Source organism: Leifsonia naganoensis (assembly GCF_013410615.1).
Lineage (GTDB): Bacteria > Actinomycetota > Actinomycetes > Actinomycetales > Microbacteriaceae > Leifsonia > Leifsonia aquatica.
Window position 1 is genome coordinate 2,784,722 of the sequence record NZ_JACCHJ010000001.1, and the last position, 21,900, is coordinate 2,806,621.

General features: G+C 70.1%; 21 protein-coding genes. 17 read left to right on the forward strand and 4 right to left on the reverse strand.

The genetic code is table 11. The annotated features are described in order from the left end of the window. Window positions 1-39: 39 nt before the first annotated feature. From HNR14_RS13510 to HNR14_RS13545, 8 genes are all read left to right on the forward strand, one after another. Window positions 40-1,530 carry an aldehyde dehydrogenase family protein gene (locus tag HNR14_RS13510; RefSeq protein WP_179701455.1) on the forward strand — a complete coding sequence of 497 codons (1,491 nt, stop codon included), beginning with the start codon at window positions 40-42 and terminating at the stop codon, window positions 1,528-1,530. Beyond that, window positions 1,527-2,249, forward strand: a complete 723-nt coding sequence (locus tag HNR14_RS13515; RefSeq protein WP_179701456.1) for a gamma-glutamyl-gamma-aminobutyrate hydrolase family protein — start codon at window positions 1,527-1,529, stop codon at window positions 2,247-2,249. The genes HNR14_RS13510 and HNR14_RS13515 overlap by 4 nt, the downstream gene beginning before the upstream one ends. Further along, window positions 2,246-2,725, forward strand: a complete 480-nt coding sequence (locus HNR14_RS13520; RefSeq protein ID WP_021763076.1) for a DUF3830 family protein — start codon at window positions 2,246-2,248, stop codon at window positions 2,723-2,725. The genes HNR14_RS13515 and HNR14_RS13520 overlap by 4 nt, the downstream gene beginning before the upstream one ends. Continuing rightward, entirely contained in the window at window positions 2,722-3,621 is a 900-nt protein-coding gene (locus HNR14_RS13525; protein WP_179701457.1) for a transporter substrate-binding domain-containing protein, read from the forward strand. Before HNR14_RS13520 ends, HNR14_RS13525 begins: the two co-directional genes overlap by 4 nt. 10 nt (window positions 3,622-3,631) lie before the next feature. Beyond that, the gene (locus HNR14_RS13530) at window positions 3,632-4,597 is read left to right on the forward strand and encodes an amino acid ABC transporter permease (protein ID WP_218875046.1); all 966 of its coding nucleotides are present in this window, start codon (window positions 3,632-3,634) and stop codon (window positions 4,595-4,597) included. Next, window positions 4,594-5,358, forward strand: a complete 765-nt coding sequence (locus HNR14_RS13535; protein ID WP_021763079.1) for an amino acid ABC transporter ATP-binding protein — start codon at window positions 4,594-4,596, stop codon at window positions 5,356-5,358. Before HNR14_RS13530 ends, HNR14_RS13535 begins: the two co-directional genes overlap by 4 nt. Before the next feature lie 86 nt (window positions 5,359-5,444). Then, a complete protein-coding gene (gene guaB, locus HNR14_RS13540) occupies window positions 5,445-6,947 on the forward strand; it encodes an IMP dehydrogenase (RefSeq protein ID WP_179701458.1) in 1,503 nt (500 codons plus the stop codon). A gap of 115 nt (window positions 6,948-7,062) precedes the next feature. Further along, window positions 7,063-8,751 (forward strand): ATP-binding cassette domain-containing protein, encoded by a 1,689-nt coding sequence (locus HNR14_RS13545; RefSeq protein WP_179701459.1) that lies wholly within the window; start codon window positions 7,063-7,065, stop codon window positions 8,749-8,751. Here HNR14_RS13545 and HNR14_RS13550 read toward each other — a convergent pair. Beyond that, window positions 8,748-9,893, reverse strand: coding sequence for a MalY/PatB family protein (locus tag HNR14_RS13550; RefSeq protein ID WP_179701460.1), 1,146 nt, complete (start codon window positions 9,891-9,893; stop codon window positions 8,748-8,750). The genes HNR14_RS13545 and HNR14_RS13550 overlap by 4 nt on opposite strands. Window positions 9,894-9,971: 78 nt before the next feature. Between HNR14_RS13550 and HNR14_RS13555 the strand changes: the two genes are divergently transcribed. Together HNR14_RS13555 and HNR14_RS13560 are read left to right on the forward strand one after the other, a co-directional pair. After that, window positions 9,972-11,090 carry a GuaB3 family IMP dehydrogenase-related protein gene (locus HNR14_RS13555; RefSeq protein WP_179702665.1) on the forward strand — a complete coding sequence of 373 codons (1,119 nt, stop codon included), beginning with the start codon at window positions 9,972-9,974 and terminating at the stop codon, window positions 11,088-11,090. 38 nt (window positions 11,091-11,128) lie between these two features. Further along, window positions 11,129-12,961: a glycerol-3-phosphate dehydrogenase/oxidase gene (locus HNR14_RS13560; protein ID WP_179701461.1), complete on the forward strand. Its 1,833-nt coding sequence runs from the start codon at window positions 11,129-11,131 to the stop codon at window positions 12,959-12,961. On the opposite strand, the gene HNR14_RS13565 is transcribed toward HNR14_RS13560, so the two are convergent. Then, the gene (locus HNR14_RS13565; protein ID WP_179701462.1) at window positions 12,948-13,757 is read right to left on the reverse strand and encodes a metalloregulator ArsR/SmtB family transcription factor; all 810 of its coding nucleotides are present in this window, start codon (window positions 13,755-13,757) and stop codon (window positions 12,948-12,950) included. The two genes, HNR14_RS13560 and HNR14_RS13565, sit on opposite strands and share 14 nt — an antisense overlap. 96 nt (window positions 13,758-13,853) lie before the next feature. Between HNR14_RS13565 and HNR14_RS13570 the strand changes: the two genes are divergently transcribed. The 6 genes from HNR14_RS13570 (at window position 13,854) to guaA (ending at window position 19,285) form a co-directional block, all read left to right on the forward strand. Then, window positions 13,854-14,315: an SRPBCC domain-containing protein gene (locus HNR14_RS13570; protein WP_179701463.1), complete on the forward strand. Its 462-nt coding sequence runs from the start codon at window positions 13,854-13,856 to the stop codon at window positions 14,313-14,315. A gap of 89 nt (window positions 14,316-14,404) precedes the next feature. After that, a complete protein-coding gene (locus tag HNR14_RS13575; RefSeq protein WP_021762890.1) occupies window positions 14,405-14,935 on the forward strand; it encodes a cation:proton antiporter regulatory subunit in 531 nt (176 codons plus the stop codon). A gap of 4 nt (window positions 14,936-14,939) precedes the next feature. Beyond that, a complete protein-coding gene (locus HNR14_RS13580; RefSeq protein ID WP_021762891.1) occupies window positions 14,940-16,334 on the forward strand; it encodes a cation:proton antiporter in 1,395 nt (464 codons plus the stop codon). A 57-nt stretch (window positions 16,335-16,391) separates the two neighbouring features. Beyond that, a complete protein-coding gene (locus HNR14_RS13585; RefSeq protein WP_179701464.1) occupies window positions 16,392-17,207 on the forward strand; it encodes an SURF1 family protein in 816 nt (271 codons plus the stop codon). 4 nt (window positions 17,208-17,211) lie between these two features. Next, window positions 17,212-17,661, forward strand: coding sequence for a DUF3817 domain-containing protein (locus tag HNR14_RS13590; RefSeq protein WP_021762893.1), 450 nt, complete (start codon window positions 17,212-17,214; stop codon window positions 17,659-17,661). A gap of 25 nt (window positions 17,662-17,686) precedes the next feature. Then, a complete protein-coding gene (guaA, locus tag HNR14_RS13595; RefSeq protein WP_179701465.1) occupies window positions 17,687-19,285 on the forward strand; it encodes a glutamine-hydrolyzing GMP synthase in 1,599 nt (532 codons plus the stop codon). Between the two features lie 66 nt (window positions 19,286-19,351). Here guaA and HNR14_RS13600 read toward each other — a convergent pair whose 3' ends face one another. Continuing rightward, window positions 19,352-20,149, reverse strand: a complete 798-nt coding sequence (locus HNR14_RS13600) for a Bax inhibitor-1/YccA family protein (protein ID WP_179701466.1) — start codon at window positions 20,147-20,149, stop codon at window positions 19,352-19,354. 50 nt (window positions 20,150-20,199) lie between these two features. After that, window positions 20,200-20,745, reverse strand: a complete 546-nt coding sequence (locus tag HNR14_RS13605; protein ID WP_179701467.1) for a hypothetical protein — start codon at window positions 20,743-20,745, stop codon at window positions 20,200-20,202. Window positions 20,746-20,809: 64 nt separating this feature from the next. Here HNR14_RS13605 and HNR14_RS13610 point away from each other — a divergent pair, with 64 nt between their 5' ends. Further along, window positions 20,810-21,880 carry a glycerophosphodiester phosphodiesterase family protein gene (locus HNR14_RS13610; protein ID WP_179701468.1) on the forward strand — a complete coding sequence of 357 codons (1,071 nt, stop codon included), beginning with the start codon at window positions 20,810-20,812 and terminating at the stop codon, window positions 21,878-21,880. Window positions 21,881-21,900: the final 20 nt, after the last annotated feature.

A 21,900-nucleotide genomic window follows, 5' to 3' on the forward strand; every position in this document is an offset into this window, starting at 1 on the left:
ACGCATAACCTCACTTCAACCAATGGAGAGAGGGCGGCAATGCGAGACACCTGGCAGCACGAGGCGGAGAACCTGAACTGGGACACCGCGCCGCTCGTGGGCGGCCGCCGGCTCCTCTCCGACGCCCCCACCGGGTTCGACCTCGTCAGCCCGCGCGACGGCTCCGTTCTGGCGGTCGTCGCCGACGGGACCGCCTCCGACGTCGACGCTGCCGTCCGCTCGGCGCGCGCCGCCTTCGAGAGCGGCGTCTGGTCACGGCGGGCGGCGATCGAGCGCGGACGCGTGCTGGTCCGCTTCGGCGACCTCGTCGAGCAGAACGCCCGCGAGCTCGCACTGCGGATCTCGCTCGAGATGGGCAAGCCCGTGCAGGACGCCCGCGGCGTCGAGCTGCGCGCGGTCGCCCAGTGCCTGCGCTGGTACGGCCAGCTGGCCGACAAGCTGCCGGGGGAGGCTCCGGAGGCCACTCCCGACGCGCTCGCCCTGGTGACCCGCGAGCCCGCCGGCGTGGTCGGCGCCGTCGTCCCCTGGAACTTCCCCCTCACGATGACGGCCTGGAAGCTCGGCCCCGCCCTCGTCGCCGGCAACAGCGTGGTCCTCAAGCCCGCGGAGCAGACCACGGTCTCGGCACTCCGGCTCGGCGAGCTCGCGCTCGAGGCGGGGCTGCCCGCCGGGGTGCTCAACGTCATCCCGGGCCGGGGCGACACGGTCGGCGAGGCCCTCGGCCGCCACCCCGACGTGGACGTGCTCACCTTCACCGGGTCGGTGGGCGTCGGCCGCCGCTTCCTCGTCTACTCGGCGGAGTCCAACGGCAAGCGCGTCTGGCCGGAGCTCGGCGGCAAGTCCGCCTCCGTCATCCTGAGCGATGCCGACGTGGAGGCCGCCGGCCGCTCGACGGCGTGGGGCGCCTTCTACAACCAGGGGCAGATGTGCAGCGCGTCGTCGCGCATGGTCGTCCTCCGCGACGTGCACGACCGGGCGGTGGAGGCGGCGGTCGCCCAGGCCGCGGCGATGGCGCCGGCCGACCCGCTCAGCGGGGACGCACCGAGCGGAGCCGTGGTGAGCGAGCGGCAGCTCGAGCGCATCCTGGGCTTCGTGGAGCGCGCGCTCGCCGACGGGGCGACGCTCGCCGCGGGGGCCACCTCCCGCCACGACATCGGCACCGGCCACGGCAGCTACCTGGCCCCGATCGTGCTCACCGGCGTCCGCCCGGAGATGGAGATCGCCCAGGTCGAGGTGTTCGGCCCGGTGCTCTCGGTCATCGCGGTCGACAGCGTCGACGAGGCGGTCGCGGTGGCCAACGGCACGCCGTTCGGGTTGGGCGCCGGGCTCTGGACGCGCGATCTCTCGGCCGCCCACCTGGTCTCCCGACGCCTGCGGGCCGGGACCGTCTGGGTCAACTGCTACGAGGAGGGCGACATGTCGATGCCCTTCGGCGGTGTCGGTGCGAGCGGATTCGGCCGCGACAAGGGCGCCCACGCGGTGGACAAGTACACCGACGTGAAGAGCACCTGGATCGAGCTGGGCGCATGACCGGCCCGATCATCGCCGTCACGGTCTGGCGCCGCGCGCTCGCGACGGGACTCGGCGCGCAGACCGACCTCTACACGCTCGGCGGCGAGTACGCCGACAGCGTCCAGGCCGCCGGCGGCATCCCGCTGCTCGTCCCCGACGTCGTCGACCCGGACGTGCCCGCACTCCTCTCCCGCGTCGACGGCGTCCTCCTCTCGGGCGGCCAGGACGTGGCCTCCGGTCCCCGCGACGCGACCGAGCACGCGATCCTCACCGAGGCCCAGCGGATCGGGATGCCCGTCTTCGGCATCTGCCGCGGCCTGCAGCTCCTCAACGTCCACCGCGGGGGCACGCTCGTCGCCGACCTCCCGCACACCTCGGACCACCCCGCTGTCGGGAGCGGGGAGGAGCGGCTCAGCCGGCACCGGATCGTGGACGGTGCCGGCTGGGTCGCGGATTCCCTGCCCGACGACGGCGTCGTGAACTCGATCCACCACCAGGCGATCGACCGCCTCGGCGCCGGGCTGGCCATCGCCGCCCGGGCCGAGGACGGCACGATCGAGGCCGTGGCCGGGACCGACACCTCGCGTTTCCTCCGGGCGGTGCAGTGGCACCCGGAGAAGATGCCAGGCGTGGAGGGGCGCGCCCACGCGACGCGCCTGCTCGCGCCCTTCATCGCGGCCGCCGACGGATACCGCCGGCGTGCCGCATCCACCACTAGAGACAAGGAGTTCGTGTGAGCACGACCCCCAAGCGCATCTTCCTCGAGTTCGAGGGCGGCCCGCGCGCCGAAGCGACCCTGCTGCTCGACGCCGCGCCGAAGACCGCCGAGGCGATCTGGAGCGCACTCGAGTCGCCCGTGAGCGACGATGTCATGCACGCGATGTACGCCGGCCCCGAGATCATGTTCGGGCTGCCGCAGAGCGCGCAGACGTTCGACCCGACCGCCCTCCCGGCGGAGAACCAGCAGGTCATCCCCGCCGCGGGCGACCTGGTCTGGTTCTTCCAGCCCAAGGAGCTCATGGCCGGGCTGGACTTCGAGCTGTGGGAGGTCGGCATCTTCTACGGCAAGGGCGGCCGGATCTTCGGCCCGCTCGGCTGGACCCCCTGCACCATCTGGGCGTCGATCACCAGCGGACTCGAGGAGTTCGCGGCGGCGTGCCAGGAGACCCGCACCATCGGACTGAAGAAACTCACCATCGGGAGAATCGAATGACGATCACACGTTCCCTCCGCCGCGGCCCCCTCGCGGCGGGCATCGGCATCGCGGCGGCAGCGGCCGCGCTGCTCACCGGCTGCAGCAGCACCCCGGCATCCTCGTCGGGTTCCGCCTCCTCCACGCCCTCGACGGCGACGGTCGAACTGCCGTCGTCGTTCGCGGGCAAGGACCTGGTGGCGCCGGCCGTCACCGGGTACCCGCCATACGCCTACCTCGACGGCGGCAAGATCGTCGGCATCAGCACCGACCTCGCCACCGCCGTCGGCGGACCCTGGGCCACCAAGGTGACCCTCAAGCAGGACTCCTTCGAGAACGCGCTCCTCGGCGTCAACAGCGGCAACTACTTCGGCGCCTTCGGCGCCGACGTCACCGCCGAGCGCGAGAAGACGTTCGACCAGGTGTCCTTCCTGGAGGACCACTACCAGTTCATGGGGCTCAAGGGCGCCGACCTCGGTACGAGCATGGACGACCTGTGCGGCCTGAAGATCTCCGTCGTCGCGGCTGACAGCGCCATCCCGGTGCTGCAGGAGCAGTCAACGAAGTGCACCGCTGCGGGCAAGAAGGAGATCAACGTCCAGACCTTCGCCGACCAGGGCGCTGCGACCCTCGCGGTCAGCAGCAAGCAGGTCGACGCGACGACCGCGACGCTGACCAACCTCGGGTACATTTCGAAGCAGTCGTCCGGCCAGTTCTCGATCGGCGGCCCGAAGTACCAGTTCGTCCTCATCGGCATCGCCACCAAGAAGGGCAACGGGATGGCGCAGGCGCTCGCCGACTCCATCAACGAGCTCATCGCCAACGGCGAGTACACGAAGATCCTCAAGAAGTACGGGGTCGAGGGCGACGCCATCGACAAGGCAGAAGTCAACCCGGACCCCAACGTCGGAGAGTAACAGCACCCTCATGCCCGAACACGAACAGGGATCGGCGGCCCTCGCGCCGCACATCCCCAACCGCCACATCATGCGCTGGGTGGTCGCCGCCCTGCTCGTGCTCCTCCTGCTCGGCTGGCTCCAGGGCCTGGCGTTCAACCAGGCCCTGGACTGGCCGACCATCGGGCAGTACTTCCTGAACTACGACGTGCTGGCCGGTCTCGGCCGCACGCTGCTCATCACCGCGGTCTCCATCGTCGTCGCCGTCATCCTGGGCGCGCTGCTCGCCACGATGCGGCTCTCCGACAACCCGGTGCTGCGCGGGCTCGCCTGGCTGTACGTCTGGTTCTTCCGGTCGATCCCGCTGCTGGTGCTGCTGGTGCTGACGTTCAACCTGTCGCTGCTCTGGCCGACCATCGACATCGGCATCCCGTACGGGCCGGTGTTCCTGTCGATCAACACCCAGGAGCTCATCAACCCGCTGGTCGCCGCCATTGTGACCTTCTCTCTGCAGCAGGCCGCGTACACGTCCGAGGTGCTCCGGGCGTCCATCCAGTCGGTGCCCGCCGGTCAGCGCGAGGCGGCCGTCGCGCTCGGGATGACGCGCACCCGCACCATGATGAAGATCGTCTTCCCCCAGGCGTTCCGGGTCGCACTCCCGCCGATCGCGAACGACACCATCAACCTGCTGAAGTCGACCTCCCTCGTCGCCTTCATCGCCGTGCCCGACCTGATGTACTCGGTCCAGCAGATCTACTCGTCGAACTTCCGCATCGTGCCGCTGCTGATCGTGGCGACGCTCTGGTACATGATCGTCGTCTCGATCCTGTCCGTCGGGCAGTTCTTCATCGAGCGCGCCCTGCGTTCGTCCCCCTCGCGCGTCGGCCGGCGCACCATCGAGGTGGAGCCGGTCCTCCCGGACTCCGCCACCCCGGACGACACCGCCGCCGAGAGCGCGGCGCCCACCGACGCCACGCCGAAGGAGAACCGCGCATGAGCCCCTTCCTGCAGGTGACCGACGTCACCAAGCGCTACGACGACGTGACCGTCATCGACGACGTCAGCCTGGAGGTCGAGCGCGGCGAGACCGTGGTGCTGCTCGGGCCGTCGGGTGCCGGCAAGAGCACCCTCCTGCGCTGCATGAACATGCTCGAGCGCATCGACCGCGGCCGCATCGTGCTCGACGGCGAGGAGCTCGGCTGGAAGCCCCGCAAGGGCGTCATGCGCGAGCTCTCGGGCCGCGCCGAGGCCCGGCAGCGCCAGGAGATCGGGATGGTGTTCCAGAGCTTCAACCTGTTCGCCCACCTCACCGTGCTGCAGAACGTGATCGAGGCTCCCGTCGGCGTGCTGAGACGCCCGAAGGCGGAGGCGATCGCCGAGGCGCATGAGCTACTGCGCCAGGTCGGGCTCGACCACAAGGCCGACGCCTACCCGGCGCAGCTCTCGGGCGGTCAGCAGCAGCGCGTCGCGATCGCCCGCGCCCTCGCCATGCACCCCAAGCTCATGCTCTTCGACGAGCCGACCAGCGCGCTCGACCCCGAACTGGTGAGCGAAGTCCTCGATGTGATCAAGGGTCTGGCCTCCACCGGCATGACCCTGGTGATCGTCACGCACGAGATCGGCTTCGCCCGTGAGGTGTGCGACCGGTTCGTGTTCATGGAGGAGGGACGCATCGTCGAGACGGGCGCCTCCGACCGCCTCACGGTCGACGGAGCGACGAGTCCGCGCACGCGCAACTTCCTCTCCCGCGTGCTCTGAGCCCGCGCTCAGCCGATTCGGAATAGAGGACCAGGCGCAGCCGTTACCATGGGACATCCACATACGCGCATCTTGATAGGGGTGAAATGGACCAGGCGGATCCGTTCGGATTCATCGGTTTGACCTACGACGACGTCATGCTGCTCCCCGGGCACACCGACGTCATCCCGAGCGAGGCTGATACCTCGACGCGCCTGACCAAGCGCATCTCACTGGCCGCCCCGCTGCTCTCGAGCGCGATGGACACCGTCACCGAGTCCCGCATGGCGGTCGCGATGGCACGTCAGGGCGGCATCGGCATCATCCACCGCAACCTCTCCATCGAGGACCAGGCGGCGCATGTCGACAAGGTGAAGCGCTCGGAGTCGGGCATGATCACGAACCCGGTGACGACCACGCCGGACGCGACGGTCGAAGAGGTCGACATCCTCTGCGGTCAGTTCCGCGTCAGCGGTCTCCCGGTGATCGAGAGCGACGGCTCGCTCGTCGGCATCATCACCAACCGCGACATGCGGTTCGTCTCGCCGTTCGAGCGCTCTACGACCCTGGTGCGCGACGTCATGACGCGGCAGCCGCTCATCACGGCGCCGGTCGGCATCGACCCGGACTCCGCGGTCGCGATCTTCGCCGAGCACAAGATCGAGAAGCTCCCCCTGGTGGACGCCGACGGCAAGCTCCGCGGCCTCATCACGGTGAAGGACTTCGACAAGAGCGAGAAGTACCCGTTCGCCACCAAGGACGACGAGGGCCGCCTGCGCGTCGGCGCGGCCATCGGCTTCTTCGGCGACGGCTGGGAGCGCGCGATGACCCTCATCGACGCGGGGGTCGACGTCATCGTCGTCGACACAGCGAACGGCGACAGCCGCGGTGTGCTCGACATCATCAGCCGGCTCAAGCACGAGCCGCGCGCTTCGCACGTCGACGTGATCGGCGGTCAGGCCGCGACGCGCTCCGGCGCGCAGGCCCTGATCGACGCCGGTGCGGACGCCATCAAGGTCGGCGTCGGCCCCGGCTCCATCTGCACAACCCGCGTCGTCGCCGGTGTCGGCGTGCCGCAGGTCACTGCGGTCTACGAGTCCTCGCTGGCCGCTCGCCCCGCGGGCGTCCCGCTCATCGCGGACGGCGGCCTCCAGTACTCGGGTGACATCGCCAAGGCCCTCGTCGCCGGTGCGGACAGCGTCATGCTCGGCTCGCTGCTCGCCGGAACCACCGAGTCGCCCGGCGACCTGGTATTCGTCAACGGCAAGCAGTACAAGAACTACCGCGGCATGGGATCGCTCGGTGCGATGCAGACCCGCGGCAAGAAGACCTCGTACTCCCGCGACCGCTACTTCCAGGCGGACGTGCCGAGCGACGAGCAGCTGATCGCCGAGGGCATCGAGGGGCAGGTGCCGTACCGCGGCCCGCTCTCCGCTGTCGCGTACCAGCTCCTCGGCGGGCTGCGCCAGTCGATGTTCTACGTCGGCGCGCGCACCATCCCGGAGCTCAAGGAGAAGGGCAAGTTCGTCCGCATCACCCCGGCCGGCCTGAAGGAGTCGCACCCGCACGACATCCAGATGGTCTCCGAGGCGCCGAACTACCGCCGCTAGAGACGCACTTCCCGAAGCCGCCGCCCGTGCTCGACGCGGGCGGCGGCTTCGTCTATCCTGGAAGGCTTTGCCCACCGGCGAGGCGCATCATCACCAGCCCTCCAGGAGTTCCACCGTGGGTCACATCGACGTCTCCGGCGTCTCGTACACACTCGCCGACGGGCGGCCGCTGCTCGACGACGTCTCGTTCCGCGTCGGCGACGGCACCGTCTCCGCTCTGATCGGCGCGAACGGCGCCGGCAAGTCCACCCTCCTGCGCATCATCCGCGGCGAGCTGCGCCCCGAATCCGGAGGCGTCGTGATCGACGGCGGCCTCGGGGTGATGGACCAGTTCGTCGGGCACGTGCGCGACGATCGCACCGTGCGCGACCTGCTCGTCGGCGTCGCGCCGGCGGCGGTCCGCCGCGCGGCCGAAGCGCTCACGGCGGCCGAGGAGGCCATCATCGAGCGCGACGAGACCGACACCCAGCTGCGCTACGCGAACGCGCTCGCCGAGTACGCGGACGCCGGCGGCTACGACCAGGAGGTCGTCTGGGACAACTGCACGGTCACCGCGCTCGGGCTCCCGTTCGAGCGCGCCCAGTACCGGTCCGTCCGCACCCTCTCCGGGGGCGAGCAGAAACGCCTGGTGCTGGAGGCGCTGCTGCGCGGCCCGGAGCAGGTGCTCCTGCTCGACGAGCCGGACAACTACCTCGATGTGCCCGCGAAGCGATGGCTCGAGGAGCAGCTGCGGGCCACGCCCAAGACCGTGCTGCTGGTCTCGCACGACCGCGAGCTGCTCGCGAACGCGGCCGACCGCATCGTGACCTTGGAGCTCGGCGCGGCGGGCAACAGCACGTGGACGCACGGCGGCGGCTTCGGCGGCTACCACCAGGCGCGGGAGGAGCGCATGGCGCGACTCGAGGAGCTGCGCCGGCGCTGGGACGAGGAGCACGTCAAGCTGAAGGCGCTCGTGCTGCGGTTCAAAGAGAAGGCGAAGTACAACTCCGATCTCGCGAACGCGTACCAGGCGGCGCAGACGCGCCTCGCGAAGTTCGAAGCCGCAGGACCGCCCGAGGCGCGCCCGCGCGAGCAGAACGTGCGGATGCGCCTCACCGGCGCGCGCACCGGGCGCCGGGTCGCCGAGTTGCACCGCCTGGAGCTGACCGGGCTCATGCGCCCGTTCGACGGCGAGATCTGGTTCGGCGAGCGCGTCGCCGTGCTCGGCTCCAACGGCTCCGGCAAGTCGCATTTCCTGCGCCTGCTCGCGGCGGGCGGGACCGACCCGGATCCGGGGGCAGGGCACCTCGCCTCAGCCGAGTACTCGGGCGCTCCGGTGCCGCACACCGGCGCGGCGAAGCTGGGCGCGCGCGTGGCGCCGGGGCTCTTCGCCCAGGCGCACGAGCATCCCGAACTGGTCGGCCGCAGCCTGCTCGACATCCTGCACCGCGGCGACGACCGCCGCGACGGGATGCCGCGGGAGGCGGCGAGCCGTGTGCTCGACCGCTACGGACTCGCGGCGTCGGCCGAGCAGAACTTCGAGTCGCTCTCGGGCGGCCAGCAGGCGCGCCTGCAGATCCTCCTGCTCGAGCTGTCGGGCGCGACCCTGCTGCTGCTCGACGAGCCGACCGACAACCTCGACCTCGTGTCGGCGGAGGCGCTCGAAGAGGGTCTCGCCGATTACGAGGGCACCGTCATCGCCGTGACGCACGACCGCTGGTTCGCGCGCGGTTTCGACCGGTTCCTGGTGTTCGGCGCCGACGGCGAGGTCTACGAGGCGGACGAGCCGGTCTGGGACGAGGCCCGGGTCGCGCGGGCGCGCTAGTCGCGCATCCGCCCGATCCGGGTCACGGCCTCGGTCAGCACCTCGGGGGAGCAGGCCAGGTTGATCCGCGCGTGCCCCATGCCCGGCCTGCCGAAGGCCGGACCGTTGCCCAGCGCCACCTTCGTGTCGGTGAGGATGCGCTGGGCGGGGTCGTCGCCCCAGCCGAGCGCGCTGAAGTCGACCCAGGCGAGATAGCTCGCGCGCGGTTCGCGGTAGCGGGCCTCGGGGACGTGCGCGGCGAGCAGGTCGGCGAGGAGGCGGCGGTTGCCCTCGATCGCGTCGAGCGCACCGTCGAGCCACGGCATCCCCTCGCGATAGGCGGCCGCGGTCGCGATTCGGCCGAACAGGCTCGTGCGCTCCTCGATCTCGATGGGCAGGTCGCGGACGAGCGCTGCCATCTCGTCGCCGGCCGTCACGAAGAAGGCGCACTTGAGCCCGGCGAGGTTCCATGCCTTGCTGGCCGAGTGGGCCGCGATGCCGACGCGGCGCGAGGCGTCCGACACGCTCAGGAACGGGGTGAAGGTCGCGTCGCGGTGAGTCAGCGAGGCGTGCACCTCGTCGCTCACGACGCGGACGCCGTACCGGTCCGCGAGCTCGGCGACCGCCACGAGGTCCTCACGGGGGTGCACCAGGCCGAGCGGGTTGTGCGGGTTGCACAGGAGGAGCGCGCGCGCTCCCTCGGCGAACGCGCGCTCCAGCCCCGGCAGGTCGAGCGACCAGGTGCTGCCGTGGTCGACGAGGGTGACCTCCTCGACCACGCCGCCGGCCTCCGGCACGTAGGAGAAGAACGGTGGATAGACCGGAGGTGTGATGACGACCCGGTCCCCGGGTGCGATCAGCCGGCGCAGGGCCTCGACCACCACGACGCCGATGTCGGTCGAGGTCCGTACGCGGGCCTGGTCGACCCCCCACCCCCACCTATCGCGGGCGTGCTCGGCGAAGGCCGTCTCCATCCCACGCTCGGGGCCGACGTAGCCCGTGTCGGAGCGGTCGATCGCCGCGTGCAGGGCGGCGGCGATCGGCTCCGCCAGCGGGTAGTCCATTTCGGCGACGAACAGCGGGAGCACGTCGGAGGGGTAGGCGCGCCACTTCTCGCTGGTGCGCTGGCGGAGACGGTCCAGGGGCTCGGCGTCGACGGTCATCCCTCCACTCTGCCAGGCGCTCCCGACAAGCGGCAGGTGGGCCGGGCGAGGGGCGGGCCATAGACTGGGCTGGTGAGCATGGAGATTGAGATCGGGCGCGCCAAGCGCGCTCGCCGCGTGTACGCCTTCGACGACATCGCGGTGGTGCCCAGCCGGCGCACCCGCGACCCCGAGGACGTCTCGGTGTCCTGGGGCATCGACGCCTACCAGTTCTCCATCCCGTTCCTCGCCGCCCCGATGGACTCGGTCGTCTCGCCCACCACGGCGATCATGATGGGCCAGCTCGGCGGCCTGGGCGTCCTCGACCTCGAGGGTCTCTGGACCCGCTACGAGGACCCGGAGCCGCTGCTCGCCGAGATCCGCGAGCTCCCGGCCGCCAAGGCGACCGCGCGCATGCAGGAGATCTACGCCGAGCCGATCAAGCCCGAGCTCGTCACCCGCCGCCTCGCCGAGATCCGGGAGGCGGGCGTCACCGTCGCGGGCGCCCTGTCGCCGCAGCGCACCCAGGACCTCTACGAGACCGTCGTCGCCGCCGGCGTCGACCTCTTCGTCATCCGCGGCACCACCGTCTCGGCCGAGCACGTGTCGAAGGGCGTCGAGCCCCTCAACCTCAAGAAGTTCATCTACGAGCTGGACGTGCCCGTCATCGTCGGCGGCGCCGCCACGTACACCGCGGCCCTGCACCTCATGCGCACCGGCGCGGCCGGCGTGCTGGTCGGCTTCGGTGGAGGCGCGGCCTCCACGACCCGCTCGACACTCGGCATCCACGCCCCGATGGCGACCGCCGTCGCGGACGTCGCCGGCGCGCGCCGCGACTACATGGACGAGTCGGGCGGCCGCTACGTGCACGTCATCGCCGACGGCGGACTCGGCAGCTCGGGCGACATCGTCAAGGCGATCGCCTGCGGCGCCGACGCCGTCATGCTCGGCTCGACGCTCGCCCGCGCGACCGACGCGCCCGGCGGCGGCTGGCACTGGGGTGCCGAGGCGCACCACCCGCACCTCCCGCGCGGCAACCGCGTGCAGGTCGGGCAGGTCGCCCCGCTGGAGGAGATCCTGTACGGCCCGGCGCCCGTCGCCGAGGGGACTGCGAATCTGGTGGGAGCCTTGCGCCGCAGCATGGCGACGACGGGATACTCGGACCTGAAGGAGTTCCAGCGCGTCGAGGTCGTCGTCGCACCGTACCAAGCGCACTAGACCCGCGGCCGAAGGCGGCCGAGGAGAGGGAGGCAACGATGGTTGAATCACGATCCACGTCCGACCCGGCTGTGACCTACCCGTCACGGCTCGGCCCGGCCGAGCGAGCCGCCGCGATCGCGGCACTGAAGGAGACCGAGCTCGACATCCTCGTGGTCGGCGGCGGCATCGTCGGCACGGGGAGCGCGGTCGACGCGGTCACCCGCGGCCTCTCGGTGGGATTGGTGGAGGCGCGCGACTTCGCCTCCGGCACCTCCAGTCGCTCCTCCAAGCTGGTGCACGGCGGCATCCGGTACCTCGAGCAGCTCGACTTCCGGCTGGTGCGGGAGGCGCTCATCGAGCGCGGTCTGCTGCTGCAGCGCGTCGCGCCCCACCTGGTGAAGCCGGTCCGCTTCCTCTACCCGCTGCACAAGCGCGTCTTCGAGCGGGTCTACATCGGCGCCGGGATGATGCTGTACGACATCTTCTCCTACACGGGCCTGCGTCCGCCGGGGGTCCCGCACCACCGTCACCTCAGCCGGCGGCAGGTGCTCAAGGCCATCCCGAGCATCGCCCCGAACGCGCTGGTCGGCGGCATCACCTATTACGACGCGCAGGTCGACGACGCCCGCTATGTGGCGAACCTCGCCCGCACGGCCGCGCACTACGGCGCGCACGTCGCGCCGCGCGTCCGCGTCGAGGGCTTCCTCAAGGTCGGCGAGCGCGTCGTCGGCGTGCAGGCGCGCGATCTGGAGACCGACGAGCGGTTCGAGATCCACGCCAAGCAGGTCGTCAACGCCACGGGCGTCTGGACCGACGACACGCAGTCGATGGTCGGAGAGCGCGGCCAGTTCAAGGTGCGCGCGTCCAAGGGCATCCACCTCGTCGTCCCGCGGGACCGCTTCCAGTCGAAGATGGGCCTGCTGCTACGCACCGAGAAGAGCGTGCTCTTCGTCATCCCGTGGGGCCGGCACTGGCTGATCGGCACGACGGACACCGACTGGCACCTCGACAAGGCGCACCCCGCCGCGACGGCGGCCGACATCGACTACCTGCTCGCGCACGTCAACGAGGTGCTCAACGTCCCGCTGTCGCGCGAGGACGTGGAGGGCGTCTACGCGGGTCTCCGTCCGCTCCTCGCGGGCGAGTCCGAGCAGACGTCGAAGCTCTCGCGCGAGCACCTGGTCGCGCACTCGGTGCCGGGCCTCGTCGTCATCGCCGGCGGTAAGTGGACGACCTATCGGATCATGGCCAAGGACGCCATCGATGCCGCGGTCGACGCCCTCGACGGCAAGATCCCCGAGAGCACGACGGACGAGATCGCGCTCGTCGGCGCCGAGGGATATCAGGCCGCCTGGAACCGCCGCGCGCGCATCGCCGCCGACAACGACCTCCACATCGCCCGCGTCGAGCACTTCCTCAACCGGTACGGCACGATGACCGAGGACATCCTCGCGCTCATCCGGCAGGACCGCTCCCTCGCCGAGCCGCTGCCGGGCGCGGACGACTACGTCGGGGCCGAGGTCGTGTACGCGGCCAGCCACGAGGGCGCCCTGCACCTGGAGGACGTGCTCGCCCGCCGCACGCGCATCTCGATCGAAGCGTGGGACCGCGGGGTCTCGGCCGCGCCGGTGGCGGCCTCCCTCATGGCCGGGGTGCTCGGCTGGGACGCCGCTCGCGAGGACCGCGAGGTGCAGACCTACCTCAAGCGGGTCATCGCCGAGCGCGAGAGCCAGCTGCAGCCCGACGACCAGTCGGCCGACCGGGTGCGCCTGGAGGCGCCGGACATCGTCGACGTCGACAAGGCCGCGGCTGCGGCGAACGCGGCGGCGCCGACCACCAAGGCGGCACCGCGTGCGCGTGCACCGAAGGCGACGCCTACCGACGGCTGACCAGGGCGGCCAACGCGTCGAGGAGCTGCTCCCAGCCGAGCCGGATGCCGGCGACGGCGGGAGCGGCTCCTTCTGCGACGGCGGAGACGTCGATGTCGAGCGTCACGCGCGTGGCCGCGCCATCGCGCGGAACAGGAGTGAACTCCACCGTGTGCACGGCCTGGAACAGCGGTGCACCTGCGGGGCCGACCGGCGCGAGCTCGTAGACGAGCCGGGTGGCGGGGGAGACCTCGACGACGCGTCCGGCCGACGTGTACTCCGCATCGTCGCCCTCCCGCAGCACGAGCCGCACCGGTGCGCCCGGCGTCGGGGCGATCTCGCATTCCGCAACGGTGAAGTGACGGGGTGCCCACCACTGCGCTGCGAGAGCGGGGTCGGTCCAGGCCGCCCAAACGTCGGCGACAGCGGCGGGGAGGAGGCGCTCCAGTCGGACCGCCCGATCGTCGTTCGCCGTGCTGCGGCCCGACTCCTCCGCGATCGCCCGCTCGTACGCGGCGAGGGCATCGTCGTCGGTCGCGGTGTCCGCTGTCTCCGCGGCGAGCTCCTGCAGGTGGCCGGCGAGTCGAGCGAGCGCAGCCCGATCGAGGCTGGCCACGCGGCGGCGGCCGAGCCGGTGGATGTGGATGAGGCCGGCGGCTTCGAGCGCCTGGAGGTGCTTGGTCGTCTGCGGCTGGAGTGCGCCGAGGCTCTCGGCGACCTCCCCGACCGTCCGCGGCGCCTCGGCGAGCAGCTGGACGATGCGGTAGCGGGTGGGCTCGCCGATGACCGCGAGGGCCTGCTGCGCATCCATCGTCATGCCTCCAGAATAGTGCTTGACACATTCTTCTAGACGAATATAACGTGTGGACATCCGCACCAGCACGGTGTAGCGACAGATTCGAAGGAGACGATCGTGGAGACCATCGAACGAACCATCAGCGCCGAGCCGACCCGCGTCTGGGAGCTCTGGACCACCGCCGAGGGGATCTCGTCATGGTGGGCGCCGGAGGGGTTCCGGACGGATGTCACACAGCTCGACCTCCGGCCGGGCGGGGACCTCGTCTACACGATGACCGCCGTCACGCCCGAGCAGGTCGCCTTCATGGAGCAGTACGGGATGCCGTTGTCGACCGAGTCCCGCAAGATCTTCACCGAGCTCGATGGACCGCGGCGCATCGCGTACCGCTCGCTCGTCGACTTCGTGCCGGACCACGGTCCGTACGAGCAGCTCACGGTCGTCGACCTCGAGCCGGTCGACGGAGGCACCCGCGTGATCATGCAGGTGGAGCCGATGCATGACGCCGTCTGGACCGAGCGCCTGCTCGCCGGTCGCGCCAACGAGCTGGACAATCTGCAGGCCCTCGTCACCCGCTGATCCGGCGTTCGCTCTCCGCGACCGCGGGCCGGCGGCGGGATGGCCTCGGGTAGGCTGGAACCATCGCCTCAAGCGGATGGAGACGGACGATGGTAGACGTTCGACGGGTCAAACTACCCGGGGTCGGGGTGCTCCACACCTTCGTGACAGACGACGGCGGCAAGGTCGGCGTCATCGCGCACCGCTCCGGCCACAGCGACCTCATCACGTTCTCCGACGACGAGGACGGCGCCGACGTCACCAAGGTGTCGCTCCGCCTCAACGAAGACGAAGCGCACACGCTCGCAGAGCTTCTGGGAGGCACCCAGATCACCGAGTCGCTGACCGCGCTCGACCAGATCCCGGGCCTCAGCATCGACTGGTTCACCGTCGACTACGACGACCACATCGCGGGTCAGCAGCTCGGCGCCCCCGCCGACCGCGGCTTCGTCGGCCTCACGGTCGTCGCCGTCGTGCGCGGGGACTCCGCCAACCCGGCACCCGCCCCCGACTTCAAGGTCTTCCCCGGCGACACCCTCGTCGTCGCAGGGACTCCTGAGAAGGTGGCGAAGGCGTTCGCGTTCTTCCGCGCCGGTGAGATGCCCGCACGTGTGACCGCCGACGCTCCGCCGGGAGGATGATCCGATGCATCTCGGCGAAGACCTGATCGTTCTCGGCCTCCTCCTGCTCGTCGCGTACGTGCTGGGCCGACTCGGCAAGCTGGTGGGTCTCCCCGCGATACCCATCTACATGATCGTCGGGCTGCTGGCCAGCCCGCACACCGGATGGTTCCCCCTCGACTTCGAGAGCCATTACATCGAGCTCATCGCCGTCTTCGGGCTCATCCTGCTGCTGTTCAACCTGGGCCTGGAGTTCGACCAGGACGAGTTCTTCGGCAACTTCGGCAAGCTGATCATCTCCGGCGGCTCGTACATCCTCATCAACATGGGGGTCGGGCTCGCCTTCGGCTTCTGGGTCGGCTGGGGCACCCGGGAGGCCCTGATCATCGCCGGCATCACGGCCACGTCGTCGTCGGCGATCGTGACCAAGCTGCTGATCGAGCTGCGACGGCTGCCCAACACCGAGACCCCGATGATCCTCGGCGTGACGGTCGTCGAGGACATCTTCATCGCGATCTACCTCGCCATCGTCTCGGTGGTGCTGAGTGGCGAGACCGACTTCTGGCCGGTGGTCGCGAAGCTCGCGATCGCCTTCACCTTCCTCGTGGTGATGTTCACGCTCGCGCGGTGGGGAGGGAAGTTCGTCTCCCGGCTGTTCCGCACCAAGGACGACGAGCTCTTCACCATCCTCTTCTTCGGCCTTGCGGTGCTCTTCGCCGGTGTCGGCGAGATCCTCGGCGTGACCGACGCGATCGGCGCGTTCCTCATCGGTCTCGTGCTCGGCGCCACGAAGTACCGCAACAAGATCGAGCACATCGCGATCCCGCTCCGGGACGTCTTCGCCGCGTTCTTCTTCCTGAACTTCGGTCTCGAGCTCGATCCGGCCAAGTTCCCGTCCGTGGTCGGCCCCGTGCTCATCGCGGTCGCGATGACCATCGTGCTCAACATCCTCGCGGGGCAGTTCGTCGCCCGCATCAACGGGATGGGCGCCCAGGCCGGCATCAACACGACGGTCATCCTCCAGAACCGCGGTGAGTTCGCGCTGATCCTCGCGACGCTCTCGTTGAGCGCCGGTCTCGACGCGCGCATCCAGCCGTTCGCCGGGCTCTACGTGCTCATCATGGCCATCCTCGGCCCGATCCTCGCAGCGAACTCCGAGCGGATCGGTGCGATGATCCTACGGACCGGGAAGAAGTCGAAGCGACGCGACCGGAAGAACCGGAAGAAGCTGCGCGATCCCATGCTCGACGAGGAGATCGCGCTCGTGGAGGCCGCCACGGCCGACCTCGACTCCGACACGCGCCGCGACGACACGAGCGCCGACAACACGCGCGCCGCGATCGACCGGGTCGTCGAGCAGGCCATGCAGCAGCAGGCCATGGGACAAGAAGACATCAGCGGCGACCGAAAGCGGGACTGAGCCATAGACACGACCCCCGGCCGCCCGTCGACGACGGGCGAGACCACGCTGTTCCAGATGATGCGCCGACCCCGCTGGATCGGGGCGCTCATCTTCGCGCTCGCACTGGCGGCCGGCTTCGCGGCGCTCGGCCAGTGGCAGCTCGAGCGCGCGCTCGAATCGGGCAAGGCCGTGGAGGCGCCCAGCGAGACGGTCCTCCCGCTCGCCCAGATCGCCAAGCCGGGTGGACCCATCACGGATAAGGCGGTCGGACAGCTCGTGGAGTTCACCGGGACCTACGTGCCCGGCGACTACCAGCTCCTCGACGGACGCCTCAATGCGGGTAAGAGCGGCTGGTGGGTCATCGGTCATGTGAACCTGAAGCAGCAGGACGGCACCGAGGTCGCGATGGCCGTCGCGCGCGGCTGGGCGCCCGACAAGGCCACCGCCGAGTCCGCCCTGGCGCGCCTGGCCGCCGAGCCCGAGGCTCCCGTGCAGATCGTCGGTCGCATCCTCCCGGACGAGCAGCCCGAGGTCCCGCAGGACAAGAGCGACCCCACGCAGATGCGCACCGTCGGCATCGGCGCCCTGTACAACCTCTGGACCGGCGTGGACGGGATGGACGTCTACTCGGCGTACGTCGTGCAGCGCGGGGGGGTCGACGGCCTCGACGCCATCTACTCGCCGCCGCCGATCGCGCAGACCGAGCTCAACTGGCTCAACATCTTCTACGCCGCCGAGTGGGTCGTCTTCGCCGGCTTCGCGATCTTCCTCTGGTATCGGCTCGTGAAGGACGCCAAGGAGCGCGAGGACGAGCTTCGCTCGCTCGCCGAGGAGGAGGCCGCCGCCTCCCCGGAGGCCGGGTCGTCGGCCGTCGTGGGCAAAGTAGAATAGCCCCATGCCCCTCGCTCCCAAACTCGAAGACTTCCCGAAGATCCGGGGGGCCCTCCGGTTCTACCAGGTGTTCGCGTACGTCACGGGCATCATGCTCCTGCTGCTCTGCGCCGAGATGATCGTCAAGTACGGCATGGGCTACGAGCTCTTCGCCTTCAGCAACTACGGCGTGCTCACCTTCGTCCCGGTCACGACGGCCGTCGCCCCGACCGGCGTCGACCTGAGCACCGGCATCCTCATCGCGCACGGCTGGCTGTACGTGGTGTACCTCTTCTCCGACTTCCGCCTGTGGAGTCTGATGCGCTGGTCCTTCACGAAGTTCGTCATGATCGCCCTCGGTGGCGTCGTGCCGTTCCTCTCGTTCTTCGTGGAGGCCCGCATCACCAAGCAGGTCAAGACCTATCTGGCCGGCCGTGAGGCCGAGGCCGCGAACCTCGTGGAGGCGACAAATTAGCACCGATGCAGCATTCACTGATCTGTTGGGGGCGGCCGACGCCGCGAACCCGACCGGTCCCGTCCTCGTCGTCGACTTCGGCGCGCAGTACGCGCAGCTGATCGCGCGCCGCGTGCGCGAGGCGAACGTCTACTCGGAGATCGTGCCGCACACCGTGACGGCCGCCGAGATCGCCGCGAAGCGCCCCGCCGGGATCGTCCTCTCGGGCGGCCCGTCGAGCGTGTACGAGGAGGGCGCCCCGCGCCTCGACGAGGAGATCTTCGACCTCGGCGTTCCCGTGCTCGGCATCTGCTACGGCTTCCAGGTGATGGCGACCGCGCTCGGCGGCGAGGTCGCGAAGACCGGCCGCCGCGAGTACGGCTCCACCGCCGTCCGCGTCGTCGATGGCGTCTCCGAGCAGGAGAACGGTCTGCTCTCCGGCCAGCCCGACGAGCAGACGGCGTGGATGAGCCACGGCGACTCGGTCGCCCGCGCTCCCGAGGGCTTCGAGGTCCTCGCGTCCACCGAGGACACCCCGGTCGCCGCCTTCGCGAACGAGGAGCGCAAGCTCTACGGCGTGCAGTGGCACCCGGAGGTCAAGCACTCCCAGTACGGCCAGGCCGTGCTCGAGAACTTCCTGCACCGCGCGGCGGGCATTCCCGCCGACTGGAACAGCGGCAACGTGATCGCCGACCAGGTGGCGGCGATCCGCGCCCAGGTCGGCACCGGCCGTGTGCTGTGCGCCCTGTCCGGCGGCGTGGACTCCGCTGTCGCCGCGGCGCTCGTCCACAAGGCCGTCGGCGACCAGCTCGTCTGCGTCTTCGTCGACCACGGCCTCCTCCGCAAGGACGAGGCCAAGCAGGTAGAGGTCGACTACGTCGCCTCCACCGGCGTGCGTCTCGTGACCGTGAACGCCCAGAAGCAGTTCCTCGACGCGCTCTCCGGCGTCAGCGACCCGGAGACCAAGCGCAAGATCATCGGCCGCGAGTTCATCCGCGTGTTCGAGCAGGCGCAGGCCGACCTGATCGCCGAGGCCGCGGGCGAGGGCGACCCCATCCGCTTCCTCGTGCAGGGCACTCTCTACCCGGACGTGGTGGAGTCGGGCGGCGGCTCGGGCACCGCGAACATCAAGAGCCACCACAACGTCGGCGGCCTCCCGGAGGACCTGCAGTTCGAGCTCGTCGAGCCGCTGCGGACCCTCTTCAAGGACGAGGTGCGCGCCATCGGCCGCGAGCTGGGCCTCCCGGAGGTCATCGTCGGCCGCCAGCCCTTCCCCGGCCCCGGTCTCGGCATCCGCATCGTCGGCGAGGTCACCCAGGAGCGTCTCGACCTGCTCCGCGACGCCGACGCCATCGTGCGCGCCGAGCTGACCGCGGCGGGCCTCGACGGCGAGATCTGGCAGTGCCCCGTCGTGCTGCTGGCAGACGTGCGCTCGGTGGGCGTGCAGGGCGACGGTCGCACCTACGGCCACCCGATCGTGCTGCGCCCGGTCTCCAGCGAGGACGCCATGACGGCCGACTGGACCCGCCTGCCGTACGACCTGCTCTCCAAGATCTCGAACCGGATCACCAACGAGGTGGACGGCGTCAACCGCGTCGTGCTCGACGTCACGTCGAAGCCGCCGGGAACCATCGAGTGGGAGTGATCCCCGCGACATGAGAAGAGCCCGGGATGCGAATGCATCCCGGGCTCTTCCCGTTGGTCGGTGCGGCTAGTTACGCGACGACAGCGCGAAGATCCGCAGCAGCTCCAGGTACAGCCACACGACGGTGACCATGATGCCGAAGGTGCCCGCCCAGCCGTAGGCACGCGGTGCGCGGTTCTTGACGCCCTGCTGGATCGCATCGAAGTCGAGCACGAGCGAGTAGGCGCACATGATGACGACGAGGACGCCGATCACGAGGCCGAGCGGGATTCCGAAGATCTCGAAGGAACCGCGCAGCCCCCACGGGTCGGTGACCACGCCGGTCATCATCAGGACGAGGTTGACGACCGAGAAGAGCAGGTAGCCGACCATCGCGATCAGGAAGACCTTGGTGGCCTTGGCCGACGCGCGGATCTTGCCGCTGGCGAAGAGCGCGAGCGTGACTCCGACGACGACGATCGTTCCGATGACCGCCTGGATGACCACACCGTCGGCGAACGCCTCGTAGAACGCGGAGATGCCGCCGATGAAGACGCCCTCGGCGGCCGCGTAGGCCAGCGTGAGTCCTGCGGACGGGAGCTTCTTGCGGTTGCGGAAGATGTTGACGAACGCGAGCACGAGACCCGCGATGCCGCCGACGATCCAGAGGAACGGGACGACCCATCCCACCACCGCGAAGGCGACGAGGACTCCGAAGCCGATCGCGGTCTTGCGGATGGTGTCCTCGACGGTCATCCGGTCGGTGTCGACCGAGGTCGCGGACGGAGATTCGTACATCTCCTGCAGGCTCTCGGCACTCAGGTTCGCCTTGCTGCCGTTCTGGAACGCGGGGCTCTGAGAGAAGGCCGGGTTGGACGTTGCCATGGGTTCCTCGCTTGATCGGGGACTGTGGCGAAGATCGCCGTCCTTCTAATCTAGTCGGTCGATTTTCTGAGAGTTCTGACAGATTGCCATGAATCCCATCGGATGGCGATGGCGCGGGCCGCCCAGGCACCCGCGACGACGACGAGGGTGCTGACGAGGACGGTGATCCAGCCCTGTTCGTAGGTGGTCACGAAGGTCGGCAGCACGATGCTCGACGCGATCGGGAGCAGGAGCGCGGCGAAGGCGACGAGGGGGCGCAACCGGACGAGCAGCCACGCGGCGAGGGTCACGGCGTAGCACCACGCGAATCCCGAGCCGCCGAGCATCAGCCAGGTGAAGCCGAGCACCGGGACCGCGACGGCGACGCGCCGGCCGATCGTCGAGGGGATGACGGCCCAGGCGGCCGGTTGCATCAACGAGCCGACGAGCAGGAACGGCAGGCTGTACGTGGTGGTCACGAGGATGCAGCCGGTGCCGATCACGAGCATCGCGACCCCGGCCACGAGACGCGGTCGGTAGGCGCCCCAGCGCAGCGGCAGCAGTGAGGCGGGCTCGCGCCAACGGGCGGTTCGGGGAGCGCTCTCGACGGCGGGCACCCGTCGATTCTGTCATCCGCAGTGGGGTCGCGGGCAGCCCCCGAGCGCGGGCTAGGATCGCTCCATGCGTGCTCGTCCCGCCCCCCTCGTGATCGGTCACCGGGGTGCGCCCGGGTATCGTCCCGAGCACACGGCGGCGGCCTACGAGCTCGCCTTCGCCCTCGGAGCCGACGCGGTGGAGCCCGATCTCGTCGCCACCAAGGACGGCGTGCTGGTGGTTCGTCACGAGAACGAGATCTCGGGGACGACCGATGTGGCCGACCGTCCGGAGTTCGCCGATCGCCGCACGACGCGGGAGGTCGACGGAGAAGCGCTCACCGGCTGGTTCACGGAGGACTTCACCTGGGCCGAATTGGCGACCCTGCACGCTCGGGAGCGCCTGCCGCAGCTGAGGCAGGCGAGCGCCACCTTCGACGACCGCTACCCCATCCTCCGCTTCCGCGACCTGCTCGACCTCGTGGATCGCGCCTCCGACGACACCGGCAGGCGGCTCGGGGTCGTCGCCGAGGTCAAGCATGCGACGCATTTCGCGGCGGCCGGTCTGCCCCTCGATGAGCTCGTGATGCGTGACCTTTCCGACGCGGGCTGGACGGACCGGGCCGGCCTGGTCGTCGAGAGCTTCGAGCCGACCGTGCTCAGAGAGCTGCACGACCGGGGCTTCCCGGGCAAGCGGGTCTACCTGCTGGAGGATGCGGGCGCGCCCGCCGATCGCGTCGCGTCGTCCGGCTCGGCCGCTGCCGGTTACGACACCGATCTCACGCTTCGCGGCCTCTACGCGCTCGGCTTCGGCGCGCCCTCGGCAGCGGCGCGGGTCGACGGGATCAGCGTGGAGACCTCGCTCGTGCTCGCCTCGGGCTCGGTGGCCGTCTCGCTGTTCGACGACGACGACGGGAGCATCGACATCGGCGCGGTGACCTCGGACCTCGTCGACCTCGCGCACTCGGCGGGGCTCTCGGTCTACACCTGGACCCTCCGGCCCGAGAACGCGATGCTGCAGCCCGAGTTCCGCACGGGCGGCCGGGACGACGAGTGGGGTGACTGGCGCCGGCTGTTCTCGATCCTGCTCCACTCGGGCGTGGACGGCGTGTTCGCCGACCACCCCGACCTGGCCGTCGCCGTGCGCGACGGACGCTGACCTCCGCGTCCGGCTCGCTG

What these genes read in the sequence shown, in the direction of transcription:
- HNR14_RS13510 (WP_179701455.1), top strand. Translation starts at nt 40, where the DNA reads ATGCGAGACACCTGGCAGCACGAGGCGGAGAACCTGAACTGGGACACC.
- HNR14_RS13515 (WP_179701456.1), top strand. Translation starts at nt 1,527, where the DNA reads ATGACCGGCCCGATCATCGCCGTCACGGTCTGGCGCCGCGCGCTCGCG.
- HNR14_RS13525 (WP_179701457.1), top strand. Translation starts at nt 2,722, where the DNA reads ATGACGATCACACGTTCCCTCCGCCGCGGCCCCCTCGCGGCGGGCATC.
- HNR14_RS13530 (WP_218875046.1), top strand. Translation starts at nt 3,632, where the DNA reads ATGCCCGAACACGAACAGGGATCGGCGGCCCTCGCGCCGCACATCCCC.
- HNR14_RS13535 (WP_021763079.1), top strand. Translation starts at nt 4,594, where the DNA reads ATGAGCCCCTTCCTGCAGGTGACCGACGTCACCAAGCGCTACGACGAC.
- guaB (WP_179701458.1), top strand. Translation starts at nt 5,445, where the DNA reads ATGGACCAGGCGGATCCGTTCGGATTCATCGGTTTGACCTACGACGAC.
- HNR14_RS13550 (WP_179701460.1), bottom strand. Translation starts at nt 9,893, where the DNA reads ATGACCGTCGACGCCGAGCCCCTGGACCGTCTCCGCCAGCGCACCAGC.
- HNR14_RS13555 (WP_179702665.1), top strand. Translation starts at nt 9,972, where the DNA reads ATGGAGATTGAGATCGGGCGCGCCAAGCGCGCTCGCCGCGTGTACGCC.
- HNR14_RS13560 (WP_179701461.1), top strand. Translation starts at nt 11,129, where the DNA reads ATGGTTGAATCACGATCCACGTCCGACCCGGCTGTGACCTACCCGTCA.
- HNR14_RS13565 (WP_179701462.1), bottom strand. Translation starts at nt 13,757, where the DNA reads ATGACGATGGATGCGCAGCAGGCCCTCGCGGTCATCGGCGAGCCCACC.
- HNR14_RS13575 (WP_021762890.1), top strand. Translation starts at nt 14,405, where the DNA reads ATGGTAGACGTTCGACGGGTCAAACTACCCGGGGTCGGGGTGCTCCAC.
- HNR14_RS13580 (WP_021762891.1), top strand. Translation starts at nt 14,940, where the DNA reads ATGCATCTCGGCGAAGACCTGATCGTTCTCGGCCTCCTCCTGCTCGTC.
- HNR14_RS13585 (WP_179701464.1), top strand. Translation starts at nt 16,392, where the DNA reads ATGATGCGCCGACCCCGCTGGATCGGGGCGCTCATCTTCGCGCTCGCA.
- HNR14_RS13590 (WP_021762893.1), top strand. Translation starts at nt 17,212, where the DNA reads ATGCCCCTCGCTCCCAAACTCGAAGACTTCCCGAAGATCCGGGGGGCC.
- HNR14_RS13600 (WP_179701466.1), bottom strand. Translation starts at nt 20,149, where the DNA reads ATGGCAACGTCCAACCCGGCCTTCTCTCAGAGCCCCGCGTTCCAGAAC.
- HNR14_RS13610 (WP_179701468.1), top strand. Translation starts at nt 20,810, where the DNA reads ATGCGTGCTCGTCCCGCCCCCCTCGTGATCGGTCACCGGGGTGCGCCC.